General features: G+C 63.2%; 8 protein-coding genes. 2 read left to right on the top strand and 6 right to left on the bottom strand.

Annotation, left to right across the window (positions count from 1 at the left end; genetic code table 11):
* Nucleotides 1-35: 35 nt before the first annotated feature.
* A complete protein-coding gene (locus PAN31117_RS04635; protein ID WP_150737174.1) occupies nucleotides 36-596 on the bottom strand; it encodes a cysteine hydrolase family protein in 561 nt (186 codons plus the stop codon).
* Between the two features lie 263 nt (nucleotides 597-859).
* Between PAN31117_RS04635 and PAN31117_RS04630 the strand changes: the two genes are divergently transcribed.
* The gene (locus tag PAN31117_RS04630) at nucleotides 860-6,931 is read left to right on the top strand and encodes a hypothetical protein (protein ID WP_150737173.1); all 6,072 of its coding nucleotides are present in this window, start codon (nucleotides 860-862) and stop codon (nucleotides 6,929-6,931) included.
* 8 nt (nucleotides 6,932-6,939) lie between these two features.
* Here PAN31117_RS04630 and PAN31117_RS04625 read toward each other — a convergent pair whose 3' ends face one another.
* From PAN31117_RS04625 to mfd, 5 genes are all read right to left on the bottom strand, one after another.
* Nucleotides 6,940-7,965 (bottom strand): ornithine cyclodeaminase family protein, encoded by a 1,026-nt coding sequence (locus PAN31117_RS04625; protein ID WP_150737172.1) that lies wholly within the window; start codon nucleotides 7,963-7,965, stop codon nucleotides 6,940-6,942.
* Nucleotides 7,966-7,977: 12 nt separating this feature from the next.
* The gene (locus PAN31117_RS04620) at nucleotides 7,978-9,006 is read right to left on the bottom strand and encodes a threonine/serine dehydratase family protein (protein WP_150737171.1); all 1,029 of its coding nucleotides are present in this window, start codon (nucleotides 9,004-9,006) and stop codon (nucleotides 7,978-7,980) included.
* A 110-nt stretch (nucleotides 9,007-9,116) separates the two neighbouring features.
* Nucleotides 9,117-10,403 carry an MFS transporter gene (locus tag PAN31117_RS04615; RefSeq protein WP_150737170.1) on the bottom strand — a complete coding sequence of 429 codons (1,287 nt, stop codon included), beginning with the start codon at nucleotides 10,401-10,403 and terminating at the stop codon, nucleotides 9,117-9,119.
* Nucleotides 10,404-10,657: 254 nt separating this feature from the next.
* Nucleotides 10,658-11,872 carry an acetylornithine deacetylase gene (gene argE / locus PAN31117_RS04610; protein ID WP_039397882.1) on the bottom strand — a complete coding sequence of 405 codons (1,215 nt, stop codon included), beginning with the start codon at nucleotides 11,870-11,872 and terminating at the stop codon, nucleotides 10,658-10,660.
* 289 nt (nucleotides 11,873-12,161) lie between these two features.
* Complete coding sequence (gene mfd / locus PAN31117_RS04605) at nucleotides 12,162-15,635, bottom strand: transcription-repair coupling factor (RefSeq protein ID WP_150737169.1); 3,474 nt, start codon at nucleotides 15,633-15,635, stop codon at nucleotides 12,162-12,164.
* 108 nt (nucleotides 15,636-15,743) lie between these two features.
* On the opposite strand from mfd, the gene ispD reads away from it, so the two are divergent.
* Complete coding sequence (ispD, locus tag PAN31117_RS04600) at nucleotides 15,744-16,466, top strand: 2-C-methyl-D-erythritol 4-phosphate cytidylyltransferase (RefSeq protein ID WP_150737168.1); 723 nt, start codon at nucleotides 15,744-15,746, stop codon at nucleotides 16,464-16,466.
* Nucleotides 16,467-16,487: the final 21 nt, after the last annotated feature.

Raw genomic sequence — 16,487 nt, 5'->3', positions numbered from 1 at the left:
CGGTTAGGACGGATTCAGACGGAGATGCCCAAACCTTACACCGCCGCGAGCGCCTCCTCAACCGTCACGATCCGCGCGAAGCGGTCGACGAGCACCGTCTCCGTGCGCTCCTTGAGTTCCTCTACCGACAATTCGCGACCGGTGCGCGGGTGCTGCATCGGGAACGTGAGCGTGGCTTCTGTGACGAAGTCGACGGCGTAACCGGCGTCGGAGGCGGCACGCGTCGTCGTCTCGCAGCACTGCTCGGTGCGAATCCCGGAAACGATCAGGCGGGTGATGCCGTGTTCGACGAGCCATGCCCCGAGCGTGGAGCCAGCCAGCGCGCTGTGCTTGACCTTGTCCACCGTAAAGTCCGGCGCAATGCGCAATTCTTCGAGCGTACGCACGAAGCCCGAATCGCGGGAGAACGTGCCGGAGCCAATATGGAAGACCTGCACCACCGGCACGCCACGCGCCACGGCGCCGTCGACGAGTGCTTGCTGACGGGCGAAGTATTCGCAGAGGTCGTCTTCGCGCCAGTAGGGGCGCGTGCGGAACGACTCCTGGGCATCGATGACGAGCAGGGCAGTGCGAGACGTTTGCTGGGTTTGCGACATGATTGCGGCTCCATAGCGTGGGTGACGATGGTGCCATCTTACGTGTCTCCGATCCGTTTCAATAGACCACTCGAAGACCAGAATCGGACGGATTCAGACATTGGAGTTCGCCTCGTGCCGCGCCGCGAAATGGCGGTAGTTGGCTGGCCTGTCGAGCGTATTCCCAAACGCACGCCCATGCGTGGCCGCAAGCGATACGTGATGGTGACGGGGTGCGTTGCCGCGCGACGATGGCAGGCATCAATGACGTCAAGGAGCGCTGCATGAAGGTCAATCCACAAAGTCGGACGCAGTGCGAAGTGCGCGCGACAGACGCACCGCACGTAGCGGCGTCACGCGTGCACCGCCAATATTTGGCGCAAGGCGCATGCATGCCCGCGTGCCTCGACGGCCTGGATTGGCGGGTGCAGGTGGTGTACCGGAACATCATGACGTCCGGGCACTGGGGGGAAGTGGCTGCCGCACTGGTCTGCGAACTGCTGGGCATCGACACGATGGCGGCCGCAGGAGGTAGTGCCCCGCTTCAGACGCCGGTGGCCAGGATTTGCGACGCATTGGCGCCCGGCATGACGAGCGTGGCGGCCTCGATGGGGGACTGGGTCCGACAGTTCGACGACGCATGGCCGATCTGCTTCGACGGGCGGCGTTTTGGCGTGTGGTGCAACGGCGGACCGGTCTGGTCGCCCGAAGCACAGGGTTTCGGCGGGTTGTGTCACGCGCTGTGTGCGGCCGCCTGGAAGTGTGATGTGACGAGTATCGAGGACATCGAAATTGCCCCAATGCTGAATGCACTTCCGACGCTGATCTTGCGCAATCCGGAGGCAGCCGCTGCTGCGTTTGATGCAGTGCTCAATCACCGGCAGCCGTTGGCGCAGGGCGGGTTGAGTCCCGTGCGAGCCCTGACGCTTGGCGGTGCCTTGCTCGCGGGCGGCGCGTGCTTGGCGATGGCATGGCCGGCAGCGTTCCTGTTGGCGGGCGCAGCAGAAGCGGCGGCTGTAGGGGTGATGCTGTCGTCGTTGCCGCGTGGCCGCGATTCGACGGAACGTATCCGGTTGGCCGGGTGGTTTTCTATTGTGTTACCCGAATTGACGGTCGATCAAATCCATCGGCTTTGTGATCGTCTTGAGGGGCGCGACGTCCGGCTCGATGTGGTGCTCCTGGTCGCAGAGCTCAAACTTGCGCTCAAGGACGGCAGTGGACGCTCCCCGAAAGAGGTGATCGAACAACTGCCGGTCAGCGCGATGGAGCAGGAGGCGATAGCGCGCGATCTTGACGCCCGGTCGTTGGATCGTGTCACGCACGCTCAGGCGCTGGAAGCTGCGTTGTATTTCTTGAACGACATGGGCGTGCTGGCGCGTTCGTCGCAGGAAATCTCGACCCGACCGTACGCCTTGCGTGTGGGGGATTGGTACGAATGGCTTGGACAACTCGACCGCGATAGTCCCCGCGTCTTACGACTTTCCGATCGTGCCGCACCGCGAACGTGCATCGCCGAGAGCGAATGGCGAAAATTTCACACCGATCATCTTGCCGCTGGCGCGCAAGAGACGGCCCTGTCTACTGATCGGCGTACGGCGCACGTGATCCCCACGCCCACGAATCACCCGACTGCGCGTGCATGGATGGCGAGCGTACGAGCCCCGGTTGCGACGACGTTCCCTCCAACGCCAGTCGGATCTTGGGGGGCAGTGTCAGCGTCACCGTTCGAGTCGCATCCGATGTTGTCGCCCATGGAGGATCTGCAGGATGGCGTCAGTGACGCGTTCACGGATGCGGGACACGCGGTTGGGGCGATGACGACAGGCGCTGCGCTGCGTCGGTTGCGCGCGGGCACGGCGAATCACGGCACCTTGTTGATGACCGTCGGCGGTGCCGTCGTCACCACCTCGCTGCTACTTCTGGCCTACCTTCTGGACAGTCGCGCAACGGGGAGTGTGGACGGGCAAGGGCATGCGGTCAGTCCCGAGACCTCCGGCGACGATCCGTCGGCACCGCAGGTCCCGCTTGCCTTGCCCGTCGCACAGCATCGAACCGATGACGACGTGTCGGCCAACGGGCCGTCAGTTGTGCAGCAAGATCCCGTCGTAACGCAGGGTGAGATCGATCTTCGCGCGACGCTGACGCCGCAGCAGATACTCACGCTGTCCGAATGGGTCGGGTGGCATGGAACTGTGGGGGGGGCCGCTGAGTATCGTCGTTATCGCGAGCGCGCGGTGTTGCACACGAAAGAACTTGTACAGCACGCCTACGCCGCTTTTCACAAGGAGCGCAACGATCTCGGTGAGGTGGATTGGGATGCCAGAGTGGAGGTGCGATATCAGGAGCACGGCTTTTTTCCTGTCTCAGGCAATACCGGTGTGGGGTTCAAATCCCGACGCGAGTTTAGCCTTTTGCAGATTGCATTCGGACATCACTATTACGAGGAGAGTCTGTCGATCGGCGGGTCGCGCAAGGTGCTTGCCGTTAGCGCCGGTTCTGCAAACGGGGCTGACACGTTCGAGCGAACGCAGGAACTGCTCAAGACGGTCAATAGCGACGCATTTCGTATCTCGTTACACAAGCTCGACCTGGAACGCATCAACGCATTGAGTACTTCGGCGGAAGCGATTGCCGGTTTTTCGCAGTACGCCAAAGCCATCCTGGTGAACTTGCTCATCAAGGTGAGGGATGTCGATCGGCCTTCCGAGGCCTTCTGGATGGCTGCACCGGATCGGTTGCAGTCCTGGGAGATGCTCGAGCCACAACTTGAACTTCAACTGTTGACGTATCGAGGGACGATTACGCCGGGTCTGGTGGCATTGACGCACGCCCCCAGTCGTACGGCGTTGATCTTGTCCATCAAACAGCAGAAGTGGTTTTGGTGGCGAAAGGACGTCGAATTGCGCGATGACTGGCGAGAGTTCATGCGGGACCATCTTTCGATACGGGACATTGTCGAACAGGAGGGGGGGCTGTACTTGATGGCATCCCGTCAATTCTCCATTGGCTCGGTCTGTGATCTTGGCGAAGGATGTGTCCGACCGAGGCCAGGATTGCGAAAAGCATTTGCGGGTGTCGACAGGTTCAGTTCCCTCGTGCCTGGGTTTTGGGCATTCGCTGAATCTTCCGATATCGAGGGGGCGTTGTGGCGGGCCGAAGTCACTCGGATGCGTCAGAATCTCGATATGCAGGTTGTCACCCCCGAGATACGTGGTCGGCGCGACTGGGACGATTTTCGCGTGGCCGTTCTGCAAGGCTCAATGGTATTTTTTCCGATTGCGGGCGGCATGTTTCCGGCGGCTTCGGCAACCGTCGACTGGTCGTTCAGACTCACCTACGCGGGTGTGACGTCTGTGTATCTCTCAGTGCTTTCGAAGCGTGCCGAATACGCAACCCTTAGCGAATTGGAGTCGATTTATTCGAACATGCGTTTCGGCATGCTGATGTTGTTGGTGAATCAGATCCCGGCGGCGGAACCGCTTGCGAAATGTGTGCGCCTCAGCGCCGGCTTCGTTAGCAATGCGGGGCGCCAGATACTTCGGCAGGTGAAAAAACTGGCAGGAGCGGGCAAGCCGATTATCGCCAGGCGTCGTGAACTATTGGCGGATCTGGCGAAAGAGCTGCGAATCGCTCCGCTGCCACTCCGGCAGCTTGATGCGCCATGGATCCCATTAAAGGCGCTGAAGTCCAGCGTCCGTGTATCGGACGATGTGGTGATTGGATCGGCATCCCCGACGCCGACAGTGCCTACCGTTGTCTTGCACTTCATGGGCACGAGCGCAACGCTGGTCGATTCGGAAGATGTGCTTCTGCGCATGCCGCCCGGATATCTTGTTGCTTTCGTTTCAATCGCGGGGTCATCGTCAGGGCGCATCATTTATGCGGGCGTGACCTGCGGTAGCGGCACAATTCTCGGAAGCTGTACCGAGGCCGATGTGGAGCCGTTGCCCTACAGGCGATTCGATATGCTCGATCTTCGCGGTAAACATCGGGGAGCGTTGTCGTTTTGGGACACTGGCGTCGTGGAGTGCGACGCTGAGCTGTTCTCCGTCTGGGTGGAGTCGCCTGTCGACGCGCTGGCCGAAATCAAGGTGAGCGAGGGGGTTCTGGAGCGTGCACGCTCGGAGGTCGCGAGGCAACTCTCGGCGCCGGATGGATCGACCCCTGTGCGAGGCGTCGAGGTAGACGACATTGTTCGCAAACCGCGCGGCGACCTTGTTCCCGCAAGCGATCCGAGCTTGCCGAAATGGGACACGATGGTTTCGCAGTGGCGCGCCTGCCGGTATGGTGGCCCGATGGAGGCTTCGCCATCGAACGATGCGAGCGTTGCTGTGCAGGAGATGGCTTCCACTGCCGCTGTGCCTTCCGAAAGCCTCGGGGAAGCGAAGGGGGCGTCGATCTCCACGATGGCGTTGAACCACCACTGGACGCCCGCTTTCAAGACGGCACTGAACGACATCTTCGAACAGGTCGAGGCTGGGTTGCTCCTATGGCACTTCGGGCGTATGCCGCCAGCACAGCGGGCCATGATGAGCGCGCGCCTGCGAGGAACAATCGGCGTGCGAACTCTCTCGCTCGGCGGTATCGAGATACCGGGTGTTGTCGCAATGCAAAGGGGGCAGGACTATTTGCTGATGTCGTTGACGACCGGTGAAGTGTCCTGGGAAGGTGACGTCCAGGTGGCGACAAATGCGCCGTTGCGACGGTTCTTGCAACGACAGGTCAGCGACGCCGACGCCGCCCGGCTGGCACAACTGCTGACGGGGGACGCTCAGCCCACGCCGGGGCAACGTCCTTACGAAATCGTCTTTCAACCACCGGTCCGCGACTTTCTTGCGCTCGTGGATCGAGCGAACGCATGGCTGGCCAATCAGATTTCCTGCTTCGGCAATGTCGACCCGCCTTGCGAACCTGTCGCACGGGATCACGATTTTTCGTACCTGATCGCGGTGGCGGCAGCGCATTGCCCCGGCGGTGAGGGGCAGACAATCGTCAATCTGGTGAACGCGCTTGCACGGCCGGACGAGCGCGACTATTTGCCCCCCGAACACATCTTCCGTAGAGACACCGACAGTCCTTGGCGCGACACGCCGGGGCTGCCGTTCGCTCGCTATCTTGGCGAGTCGGTCGCGGGGGGCGCTGCCGATCTCTTCGTGTCGGATCGCTTGTCAGGCGGCTCCCCGTCGGTGGAGCAGCGCGTGTCCGATCACGTCGCGCGTAGCCGTGAGCGCTATGCCTTGCATGTGATGCGCAGCGAATTTGCGGATCTTGTCGGATTCGGCACCGGTGACGAAGCGTTCGGCGTCGCGATGTCCGTGGCTGCCAACGAGCTTCAGGAAGGTCGTTTCGGACCGGCACTTGCGACTGTAAGCAGTGACCTGTTGCCGGGATATTCCGGCTGGGCTCACATGCGGCAGGCCGACGAGCCGCGTCGCATTGCCGACGCATCCGACATGCGACGCATACCGCCGGGCTACCGGATTTTTCTGACGTCAGAGAACGCGCTCGACGAGCGCGTGACCGGTATCCGTCACGAAATGCTGAGCTTGGGCAATGGCACCGTCGCCGCATGGCGTACCCCGGGGGCAGGCTTCAGACCTTCGTTTGCGTATCGACGACTGGATCTGCTGTCGGAGAACGGCTGCCTGAATGTCGCGAGCACAGGGGTAACACTGGTCGATGGAACACCGGTCGAGCTATGGGCTGAACCGGGTACGCCGGGCGTGTTTGGCAAGATGCTTGACGACGCACCGACTGCGGGGCGCATAACGGATATCGGCATTCTGGCTTCGCTGCGTGCGAATCGCGTAATCGATGCGGAATGGCGGCGCAACGCCGGGGAGGCAGGCTGTCGTTTCGGCGATGACACGACGACGCTGATGGCCACTATGGCGCGGATTCTGGCCGACGGCGGCGTGGTCGATATCAGGTATCGTCTGGTTGCGAGTTGGTCCGGCCCGAATCAGGCCTTTCCGGCGGTATCGCTGGCGCTCACGGGTGAGGCGCCGCGGACGATGCTGGCTAACGGCGAATCGGGGCGTCTGGTCGTGGACCTTTTCATGTCTCGACCATTGGGGGCCGACGTCTCGTCGGTCGAAGCCATCCAGGGCGAGGGCGACTGGCTATCCACCTATCGGCAGCACGCGCGAGGCCGATGTATCCAGTTCCGGGAGTTCGCAGACGTGTCCGCCACCGTCACCGCACTTCGCGAGTACGAGACTGTGCCGGGGATACTCTCTCACGACTGGCGAGAGGGGACGGTGCTGGTCAGCCCGCCGCAGTGGGGCAGTCACCCCGCGCCGGGCTGGCACCCGAATCGTCGCGCGAGCGTTTGTCTACGGGCCTCGCGGGTCTGACTCGCGTCTTAGATCGTAGCGCGTACGCCGACGTTGCTCGATTGGGCCCGGTGATAAAGCGCAGCGGCCAGTGCAACGTCCTGCGCGCCCATGCCGAGCGACTTGAAGAGCGTAACGGATTCGGCGTCGGTGCGTCCCGCGTGCGTACGAATGACCAGTTCTCCGAGTTCGGCAAGCAGGTCGTCCGGCCCGATGCGGCCTTCGGCAGCGGCGGCCAGATAGTCGCCCGATTCGTTGATCGTCGATTCGCGACGGTCGACGAAGAGTTGCGCACGTGCCATGAGCGACGTGTCGGCCTCGCGATGGCGCGGCGTGCTACTGCCCACCAGATTGACGTGGGTACCCGGTGCGATCCATTCCGCTTGCAGCACCGGGTCGGTCGAGTTCGTCACCGTCACTACGATATCGGCGTCGCGCACGGCCGCCTCGACGCTTTGCGCCGCTTCAAGGCGGAAGCCGTAATTCGGTTGTTCCTTGTCGACGAACGCTTGCGCCGAGGCGAGCGAGCGGCTTGCCACACGCACATGTCGCAGCGGGCGAGCGGCGGCAAGCGCAGCAAGATGCCAGTGCGCCTGATGACCAGCGCCGATCAGGGCAAGACGGGACGCGTCATGTCGCGCGAGCAGACGCGTCGCCAGTCCCGTCACTGCGGCGGTACGAATGCCGGTGATCTCGGCGGCGTTCATGACGGCGAGCAGTTCGCCCGTCTCGCCGCTCATCAGCAGCACGCAGCCCTGGTGGGGATCCTTGCCATGCGCGCTGTTCCCAGGGAAAAAGGTGCCCACCTTCGCGCCGTAGACCGGTGTGCCGGACACCGTTGCGCTCAGGAACGCAGGCATCATCCCCAGCAAGCCCTTTGCACCCAGTGTCTCGGGCGGTCGGACGATCTGCCGTAACGGCAAGTGAATCTGCTCGCGAGCGAGCGCACCGAACATATCGGACATGACAGGGATTGCATCGGCCACCGGCATGAGCGCGGCAATTTGCGCAGCGTCGAGCAGGAGAACGGGCGGCGAGGAAACAGTGGCGGACATTGGGAATCCTTGTCAGCCGTTCGCTTCGGCGGCGAGGGCGGCTTCGATGTGGCGGTTGAACGTCGCGGTGTCGGTGTTCGTCCCGCACAGCAGGACGCCCACGCGCTTGCCCATGAGCTTGTCGCGCAGCGGGCCCATCAACGCAGCCGTCGCAGCCGCACACGCGGGTTCCACCGCCAGCTTCAACTGACGGAACAGCGTGAGCATGCCCGCGCGCATGTCGTCGTCGGTGACGGTCACCAGTTCGTCGACATGGCGACGGCACAGCGTGTAGCCGTACAACTCGGTGTGCGGCGCCATGAGACTGTCCGCGATCCCCGCCATCGGTCCCATCTTGATCGGGCTGCCTTGCGCGAAACTCTGGGCCATGGCGTCGGCACCGGCGGGCTCCACGCCGTAGACCTTCACGTGTGGCGCGAACAGCTTGATGGCAGTGGCAACACCCGAAATCAGACCGCCGCCGCCGATGGGGACGATCACGGCGTCGAGGTTCGGGGTCTGCTGCATCCATTCGTAGCCGAGCGTGGCGGTGCCGAGAATCGTGCGATAGCCGTTGAACGGATGCACGAAGTAGCGGCCTTCCTCCTGCTCCACGCGCTTGACGATCTCAAACGCCTCATGGACGTTCTCCGCGAGGATCAGGTCGGCGCCGTACTCGCGACACAGCGACGAGCGGGCCGGGCTGGCTGTCTTGAGCATGACCGTCTTGGCGGCCACGCCCATCGCCTGCGCCGCGTAAGCGACTGCCACGGCGTGGTTGCCAGCGGACACGCACGTCACGCCTGCCTTGCGTTGTGCATCGTCGAGTGAGAGCAGGTTCGAGAATGCGCCGCGTGCTTTGAAGGTCCCCGAGGCCTGCAACAGCTCGTACTTGAACGTCACTTCCGTGTTGCCGAGCGTCGGGAAATCGCGGCGCGTGAAGACCGGAGTCGTGCGCACGTAGGGCAACAGCTTCTCGTGCAGCGCGGCAATGGTGTCTTTCGTCGGGACGGGTTGGCCGTCGATGGTCTCGTCGTGCAGGGCGGGGGTCGATTGCGTCACTTGGACTGTGTCTCCGTAGTTAGGGAATCCGATGCGATGTCGGTGCAATCTCAGTGCGATATGGGGCAGGCAATATCGCCAGCCCCGTATCGCTGCACCGATGATCGGACTCAGCGCATGCCGATCTTGCGGCTGCGCAGCAGCGCGGTAATGCTGATGAGCGCTGCGAAAATCAAATAGAAGCTCGGCGCGAGCTTGTTGCCCGTTGCGCCGATCAGCCACGTGATGATAAACGGTGCGAAGCCGCCGAACACGGTCGCCGCGATGTTGTAGCCGAGCGAGAGGCCCGTGGTACGCACCTGCACCGGGAACAGTTCCGTGAGCAGGGCGGGCAGCGCGCCGAAATAGGTCGTCATCAGCAGACCGAGCACGATCTGGAACACCATCAGCGAGCCGAACGTCGGGTTCGCGTCGAGGAAGCGGAACATCGGGTAGACGAGCACCAGCAGCGCCACGGCGGCTGCGAGCATCGGCTTGATACGACCGTGCGTGTCCGACCAGTGACCCACGATCGGCGCGACGATCAACTGCACCACGCCGGTGAGCAGCACCGCGGAGAAGGCGGCCGACGACGGCAGACCCAGTTGCTTGACAGCGTACGTCGGCATGTACAGCACCAGATAGGTGGCGACCGTCGCCATCACGACTACGCCGATGGCGAGCAGCAGGCGCTCTTTCTGGCTGGCGAACGTGTCGCGCAGCGGGCTTTGCGTCGGTTCGATGTCGAGGAACTCGGGCGTTTCGTCCAGGCGGCGGCGAATGTAGTACGCGACCGGGCCGATCAGCAGGCCGAAGAAGAACGGCACGCGCCAGCCCCACGAGGCCATCGCCTCGGGCGACAAGTTGCCCGTCAGCAATGCGCCGAAGCCGGCGGCCAGCAGCGTCGTGAGACCTTGCGATGCGACCTGCCAGCTTGAGAAGAAGCCACGACGTTGCGGCGCGTGTTCGGCGAGAAACGCCGTCGCGCTGCCGAATTCGCCACCGGCCGAGAAGCCCTGCACCATACGGGCGATGACAATGCCGATGGGCGCGAGCACACCGATGGTGGTGTACGTCGGCATGATCGCGATGAGCAGCGTGCCGACCATCATCATCAGGATCGAAAGGGTGAGGGCGGCTTTACGTCCCGCGCGGTCGGCGTACGCGCCGATCACGATCGCGCCCAGCGGACGCATGAAGAACGACACCCCGAACGTGCCGAGCGTAAGCAGCAGCGACACGGTGTCGTTGCCGGTCGGGAAGAACAGTTTCGCGATGGTCACGGCGAAGAAGCCGTACACCACGAGATCGAACCATTCGAGCGCGTTACCGATCGAGGCCGATACGATCACACGCCAGGCGTGTGGGGAAGTGCGGCCGGCCTGTGCCGTCGCGTTGGGGGCTGCGCTTGCGCTCATGGGCGAGATCTCCAAAACCTGTCTGGCGTACGTACTTGTTATCTTGCGGATGGATGTCCTGTGCGCCCTTGTTTTAGGCGTCTGTCACTGCGTACTGCTTGGGTTCTGCGTGAAACCGGTGATGCACGTGCTGCGAAGGCAACGGGCCGCATCCGACGAACGGAATACGGCCCGCTTGGCCGGCGGTCGCGCTGACCACGTCCCTGAATCGGAATGTTGCATCGGCCCGAAGCGATCTGGGCCGGTATTCACGCTCAGGCGCCGACGGTGTTGCTGCGAAGCAGCTTTTGCAGGAACGACTCGCACTGCGCGATCTGTTCGAGCGACACGAACTCGTTCGGCTTGTGGGCCTGTTCGATGTTGCCCGGGCCGCACACGATCGACGGCACGCCTGCGAGCTGGAACTGACCCGCTTCGGTGCCGTAGGCGACCTTGCGCTTGTCGGTGTCCTTGGTGAGCGCACGCACGAGTTGGGTAATGGCGTCCTGCTCCGAGGCGTCGAGCGCCGGGGCGGCCGCAATCTTCTTGAACTCGATGCCTGCGTTCGGATGCTCCTTCTGCATCTTCGGCACCAGCTCGTTCACGGCGTATTCCTGAATGCGCGCGAAGATGCCTTCGGCATCGACACCCGGCAGGTTGCGATATTCGAAGACGAACTCGCACAGGGCCGGAATCGTGTTCAGGGCGATGCCGCCCGAGATCGTGCCCGTCTGCGCCGTGGTGAACGGCACGTCGAACAGTTCATCGAACGGACCGTTCTGCTTGAAGTGATCGGCCAGATCGCGGATGTAGCAGATCAGGCGCGCGGCGTACTCGATGGCGTTCGAGCCCTTCGGCGTGAGCGACGAATGCGCTGCATGACCGCGCACGCAGCACTGGTAAGCGTTGATGCCCTTGTGCGCGACGATCACGCGCATGCTCGTCGGCTCGCCCACGATGCAGCCGTCCGGGCGGATGCCGCGCTCGCGCAGTTCGGCGAGCATGACGGGCGCGCCCACGCAGCCGATTTCTTCGTCGTACGAAAAGGCGAAGTGGAAGGGCGTCTTGAGCTTGGCGTCGCGCATCTGAGGGAGCATCGTCATGACCGAGCCGATGAAGCCCTTCATGTCGCACGTGCCACGGCCGTACAGGTTGCCGTCGCGCACGACCGGCTTGAACGGATCGGTGTCCCATGCCTGGCCGTCGACCGGCACGACGTCGGTGTGACCCGAAAGGACGATGCCGCCTTGCGTGTTGCCGTCGGCAGCGGGCAGGGTGACGAACAGGTTGGCCTTACGCTTCGTGGCGTCGTACGACAGCCACGGTTCGACACCGGCGTGTTGGAGACTGTCGCGCACCGTCTCGATCAGGCCGAGGTTCGATTCGCGGCTCGTGGTGTCGATGCTGACCAGCTTCGAGATCCAGTCGACCGATGCCGGCTGAGCCTCGTTGGTGGCCTGCGGGGCGATAGCTTGGGAAGCGCTTGTCATTCGAATCTCCGGGAATCTTCCAGTCATACGATCAATACGTTCAATGCGTCGATCACGTTGAATACGTATTGCTACTGGGAAATGTTACTCAAAAATAATTTAGAGGTAAAAGGTTGTGTGAACAACCATTCTTGCCTCGCGGGAAAACGCACGCCGGGCGCGGGTTTGCCCGGACGCACGAAAAAGCGGTGAGATGGAAATTGCTGCGGTGCACACGAAGTTCGCTCGTTTTATTTGGCTTTCGCGGTGTTTCGGGCAAGCGTCGTGTGCAGCGGGGATGGCATGAGACTCAGGCCGCCCTAGTGCCGGATGAGCCGGGCGAGCCGAGCGCACGCAGCGTTTCCTTGATGGCCCGCACGCGGTCGGTGAGTTGCGCATGCTTCACTTCGATACGCAGCTTGTCCTGTCCGGCGAGCTTGATGTGGCGGTGCTTCTGCACCAGTTCGATGATGCGCATCGGGTCGACGGGGGGCGTCGGTTCGAATTGCAGTGCGATGGCTTCTTCGCTGGCGTCGATCTTGATGATGCCGAGCGGTTTGGCCAGCAGACGCAGCCGGTGCGTCTCGATAAGCGCCTGCGCCTGTTGCGGCAGCTTGCCGAAGCGGTCGACGAGTTCTTCCTGAATCGTGTCGATGGCGTCGGGTTGCGTGCCGTTAGCGAGACGTTTGTACAACGAGAGGCGCTCCTGAACGTCGCCGCAGTAGTCGCTCGGCAGAATCGCAGGCACGTGCAGGTTGATTTCCGTCGTGGCGGCGAGCGGGGCGGTGAGGTCCGGCTCGCGACCCGCTTTGAGGGCGCTCACGGCGTCTGCCAGCATGTCTGTGTACAGCTGGAAGCCGATCTCGTGAATTTCCCCGGACTGCTTGTCGCCCAGCACTTCGCCTGCGCCGCGAATTTCCAGATCGTGCATGGCAAGGTAAAAGCCCGCGCCGAGTTCTTCCATCTGCTGAATGGCTTCGAGACGGCGCTGTGCCTGCTTGGTGAGCGACTTCGGATCGTGCACGAGCAGATAGGCGTAAGCCTGATGGTGCGAACGGCCCACGCGGCCGCGCAACTGGTGCAACTGCGCCAGACCGAACTTGTCGGCGCGATGCATCAGGATCGTGTTGGCTGTCGGCACGTCGATGCCGGTCTCGATGATGGTCGTACACAGCAGCACGTTGGCGCGTTGTGTCACGAAGTCGCGCATCACCCGCTCGAGATCGCGCTCGTGCATCTGGCCGTGGGCGACGACGATGCGCGCTTCGGGCACGAGCGCTTCGAGTTGCGCCTTGCGATTCTCGATCGTCTCGACTTCGTTGTGCAGGAAGTACACTTGCCCGCCGCGCTTGAGTTCGCGCAGCATGGCTTCGCGGATGACGCCGTCTTCCTCGCGTCGCACGAAGGTCTTGATCGCCAGACGCTTCTGCGGCGCGGTGGCGATCACCGAGAAGTCACGCAAGCCTTCGAGCGCCATGCCCAGCGTACGCGGGATCGGCGTGGCGGTCAGCGTGAGCATGTCCACTTCGGCGCGCAGCGCCTTGAGCGCTTCCTTCTGACGGACACCGAAGCGGTGTTCTTCGTCGATGATCACAAGGCCGAGGCGCTGGAACTGGATATCGTTCGAGAGCAGCTTGTGCGTGCCGATCACGATGTCGACCTGGCCTTCGTTAATCGCTTTCACGCTCGCATTCACTTCCTTCGTAGTCTTGAAGCGCGAGAGCTCGGCAATGCGCACCGGCCAGTCGGCAAAGCGGTCGGAGAAGGTTTGCGCGTGCTGTTCGGCCAGCAGCGTCGTGGGGGCGAGAATGGCGACCTGCTTGCCGTCGAGTACGGCGATGAAGGCGGCGCGCAGGGCGACTTCGGTCTTGCCGAAGCCCACGTCCCCGCAGACCAGACGATCCATTGGGCGGCCGCTCGTCATATCGCTCATCACGGCGGCAATGGCGGCGGCCTGATCCGGCGTTTCTTCGAAGCCGAAGCTATCCGCAAACTTCTCGTAATCGCGCGGCGACAGTTCGAACGCATAGCCCGAGCGTGCAGCGCGACGCGCGTACAGATTGAGCAACTCAGCGGCGGTGTCGCGGATCTGCTGTGCGGCCTTGCGTTTGGCCTTCTCCCACTGGCCGGAGCCGAGCGAGTGCAACGGTGCGGTGTCCGGATCTGCGCCGCTGTAGCGCGAAATCAGATGCAGTTGCGAGACCGGCACGTACAGCTTGCTGTCGCCCGAGTATTCGAGATGCAGGAACTCGGTTTCGCCTTCGCCGAGATCCATGCTGACGAGGCCCTGATAGCGGCCGATGCCATGCTGACTGTGGACGACCGGGTCGCCGACCTTCAGCTCGGCCAGATCGCGCACCATCGAGTCGACCGAGGTCGCTTGTTCTTGGCGGCGCTTACCCGCACGGCGGGCGAGCCCTTCGTAAAGCTCGTTCTCGGTGACGAAGGCGAGGTCTTCCGCCGGCAGCAGGAATCCGGCGGCCAGCGGGGCGATGCCGATCGCGAAGCGCGTGTCCGACGTCAGAAAGTCTTCGAGCGATTCGACGCTTGCGGGGCGAAGATCGTTGTCGTGCAGCAATTGCAGCAGTGTCTCGCGACGGCCCGCCGAGTCGGCGCACAGCAGCACGCGCGCGGGCGTGCGCGCCAGATAGGCGCGCAGGGCGGTGAGCGGGTCGTCCGCACGACGGTTGATGGCCAGCGGTGGCAGCGCAATCGCCCAGCTGCCGTCACCGGGCGAGGGCAGCGTCAGTCGCGCGAAGGGTTTGGCGAGCGTAAAGAAGTCCTGATCGAGCAGGAACAGCTGCTCCGGCGGTAGCACCGGGCGCTCGCGGTCGTGCGACAGGAAGTTGTAGCGCTGGCGGGTGTCGTTCCAGAAACGGTTGATGGCCGTGTCGAGATCGCCGACGAAAACGAGTTGCGCGTCTGTCGGCAGATAGTGAAACAGCGTGGCCGTCTCTTCGAAGAACAGCGGAAGGTAGTACTCGATACCGGCCGACGGCACGCCGCTGCCGATGTCCTTATAGATCGGGCTGCGGCTCGGATCGCCTTCGAAGACCTCGCGCCAACGGCCCCGGAAGGCGGTGCGGGCGGGTTCGTCGAACGGGAATTCGCGGCCGGGCAGCAGACGCACTTCCTTTACCGGGTACAGGCTGCGCTGCGTGTCGGGATCGAACGCGCGAATGCTGTCGACGGTGTCGTCGAACAGATCGAGACGGTACGGCAGTGCCGAGCCCATCGGGTAGAGATCGATGAGGCCGCCACGCACGCAATATTCGCCGGGGCGCATGACCTGACTCACGTGCTCGTAGCCCGCGAGCGTCAGTTGCGACTTCAGACGCGCTTCGTCGAGCCGTTCGCCCTGTGTGAAGAAGAACGTGTAGGCCGCCATGTAGCTGGCGGGCGCCATGCGATAAAGCGCCGTGGTCGCGGGCACGAGCACGATGTCGCAGCGCTTCTCGCCGAGATCGTGCAGCGTGGCGAGACGCTCGGAGACCAGGTCCTGGTGCGGCGAGAACGTGTCGTAGGGCAGCGTCTCCCAATCGGGGAGCAGCCGCACCCGGGCCTCGGGCGCGCACCACTTGAGCTCCTGCTGAAGACGCAGAGCGTCGGTGGCTTGCGCGCATACGACGGCCAGCAACGGCAGGCGCTCGCGATTCTCTTCGAAATAGCGGGCGATGAGCAGAGCGTCGCTCGATGCGTGCGAGCCGGCGAAAGCGTAACGCTGTCCCGCTTTTACGAGCGGCACAGGCACGGTATGACGGGATAGGGCGTTGGCGGAGGACATAAGAAAACGTTGCAGAAATGGCAAAGCACGGGGCTCCATTCGCATGGGGCCCCGTGACAGTCAGTGTCTATTATAAAATCCCTGCTTTATCCTTACCTGCGTTTTATCGTGAGCGATCGACTTTTTGCCGTGATCCCGTGTGCCGGGGCCGGTGTACGCGCCGGGGCCGACGTGCCCAAGCAATACCGGAGCGTCGGCGGACGTCCCATGCTTCACTATGCGCTCGCCGCGTTCGACGCCTGTTCCGAATTCGCGCAGACCGTGCTGGTGCTGGCGCCGGACGACAATCATTTCGACGGACGACGCTTCGGCACGCTGCGTTTCGCCGTGCGCCGCTGCGGCGGGCCGTCGCGCCATGCGTCGGTGCTGGGCGGGCTTCAGGCGCTCACCGAGTTCGGCGCGCAGGACACCGACTGGGTGCTCGTGCACGATGCTGCGCGTCCCGGGATTACGCCTGAACTGATCCGTACGCTCGTGGGTGCCCTGCGCGACGACCCCGTCGGCGGTATTCTGGCGCTGCCGGTCGCCGATACGCTTAAACGCGAGCAGCCGCCGGTCGAGAAGGGCACGCTGGCGGCGATTCAGGCGACCGAGTCGCGCGACGGGCTCTGGCAGGCACAGACGCCGCAGATGTTCCGTCTCGGCATGCTCCGCCACGCGCTGGAAGACGCGCTCGCCGCCGGGGCTGAAGTCACCGACGAGGCTAGCGCCATCGAGCGCATCGGCCACGCGCCGAAGCTCGTGCGCGGCAGCCTGCGCAACTTCAAGGTGACGTATCCCGAAGATTTCGCGCTGGCCGAGGCATTCCTCGGCACGGCCAAACCGGCCTGAGCCTCGACCGTCCGACGTGAA

The sequence above is a fragment of the Pandoraea anapnoica genome, from assembly GCF_902459765.1.
Lineage (GTDB): Bacteria > Pseudomonadota > Gammaproteobacteria > Burkholderiales > Burkholderiaceae > Pandoraea > Pandoraea anapnoica.
The sequence above is the reverse complement of the archived record's forward strand: the minus strand, read 5'-3'. Positions and strand labels throughout refer to the sequence as shown.

What these genes read in the sequence shown, in the direction of transcription:
- PAN31117_RS04635 (WP_150737174.1), bottom strand. Translation starts at nt 596, where the DNA reads ATGTCGCAAACCCAGCAAACGTCTCGCACTGCCCTGCTCGTCATCGAT.
- argE (WP_039397882.1), bottom strand. Translation starts at nt 11,872, where the DNA reads ATGACAAGCGCTTCCCAAGCTATCGCCCCGCAGGCCACCAACGAGGCT.
- mfd (WP_150737169.1), bottom strand. Translation starts at nt 15,635, where the DNA reads ATGTCCTCCGCCAACGCCCTATCCCGTCATACCGTGCCTGTGCCGCTC.
- PAN31117_RS04615 (WP_150737170.1), bottom strand. Translation starts at nt 10,403, where the DNA reads ATGAGCGCAAGCGCAGCCCCCAACGCGACGGCACAGGCCGGCCGCACT.
- PAN31117_RS04630 (WP_150737173.1), top strand. Translation starts at nt 860, where the DNA reads ATGAAGGTCAATCCACAAAGTCGGACGCAGTGCGAAGTGCGCGCGACA.
- PAN31117_RS04625 (WP_150737172.1), bottom strand. Translation starts at nt 7,965, where the DNA reads ATGTCCGCCACTGTTTCCTCGCCGCCCGTTCTCCTGCTCGACGCTGCG.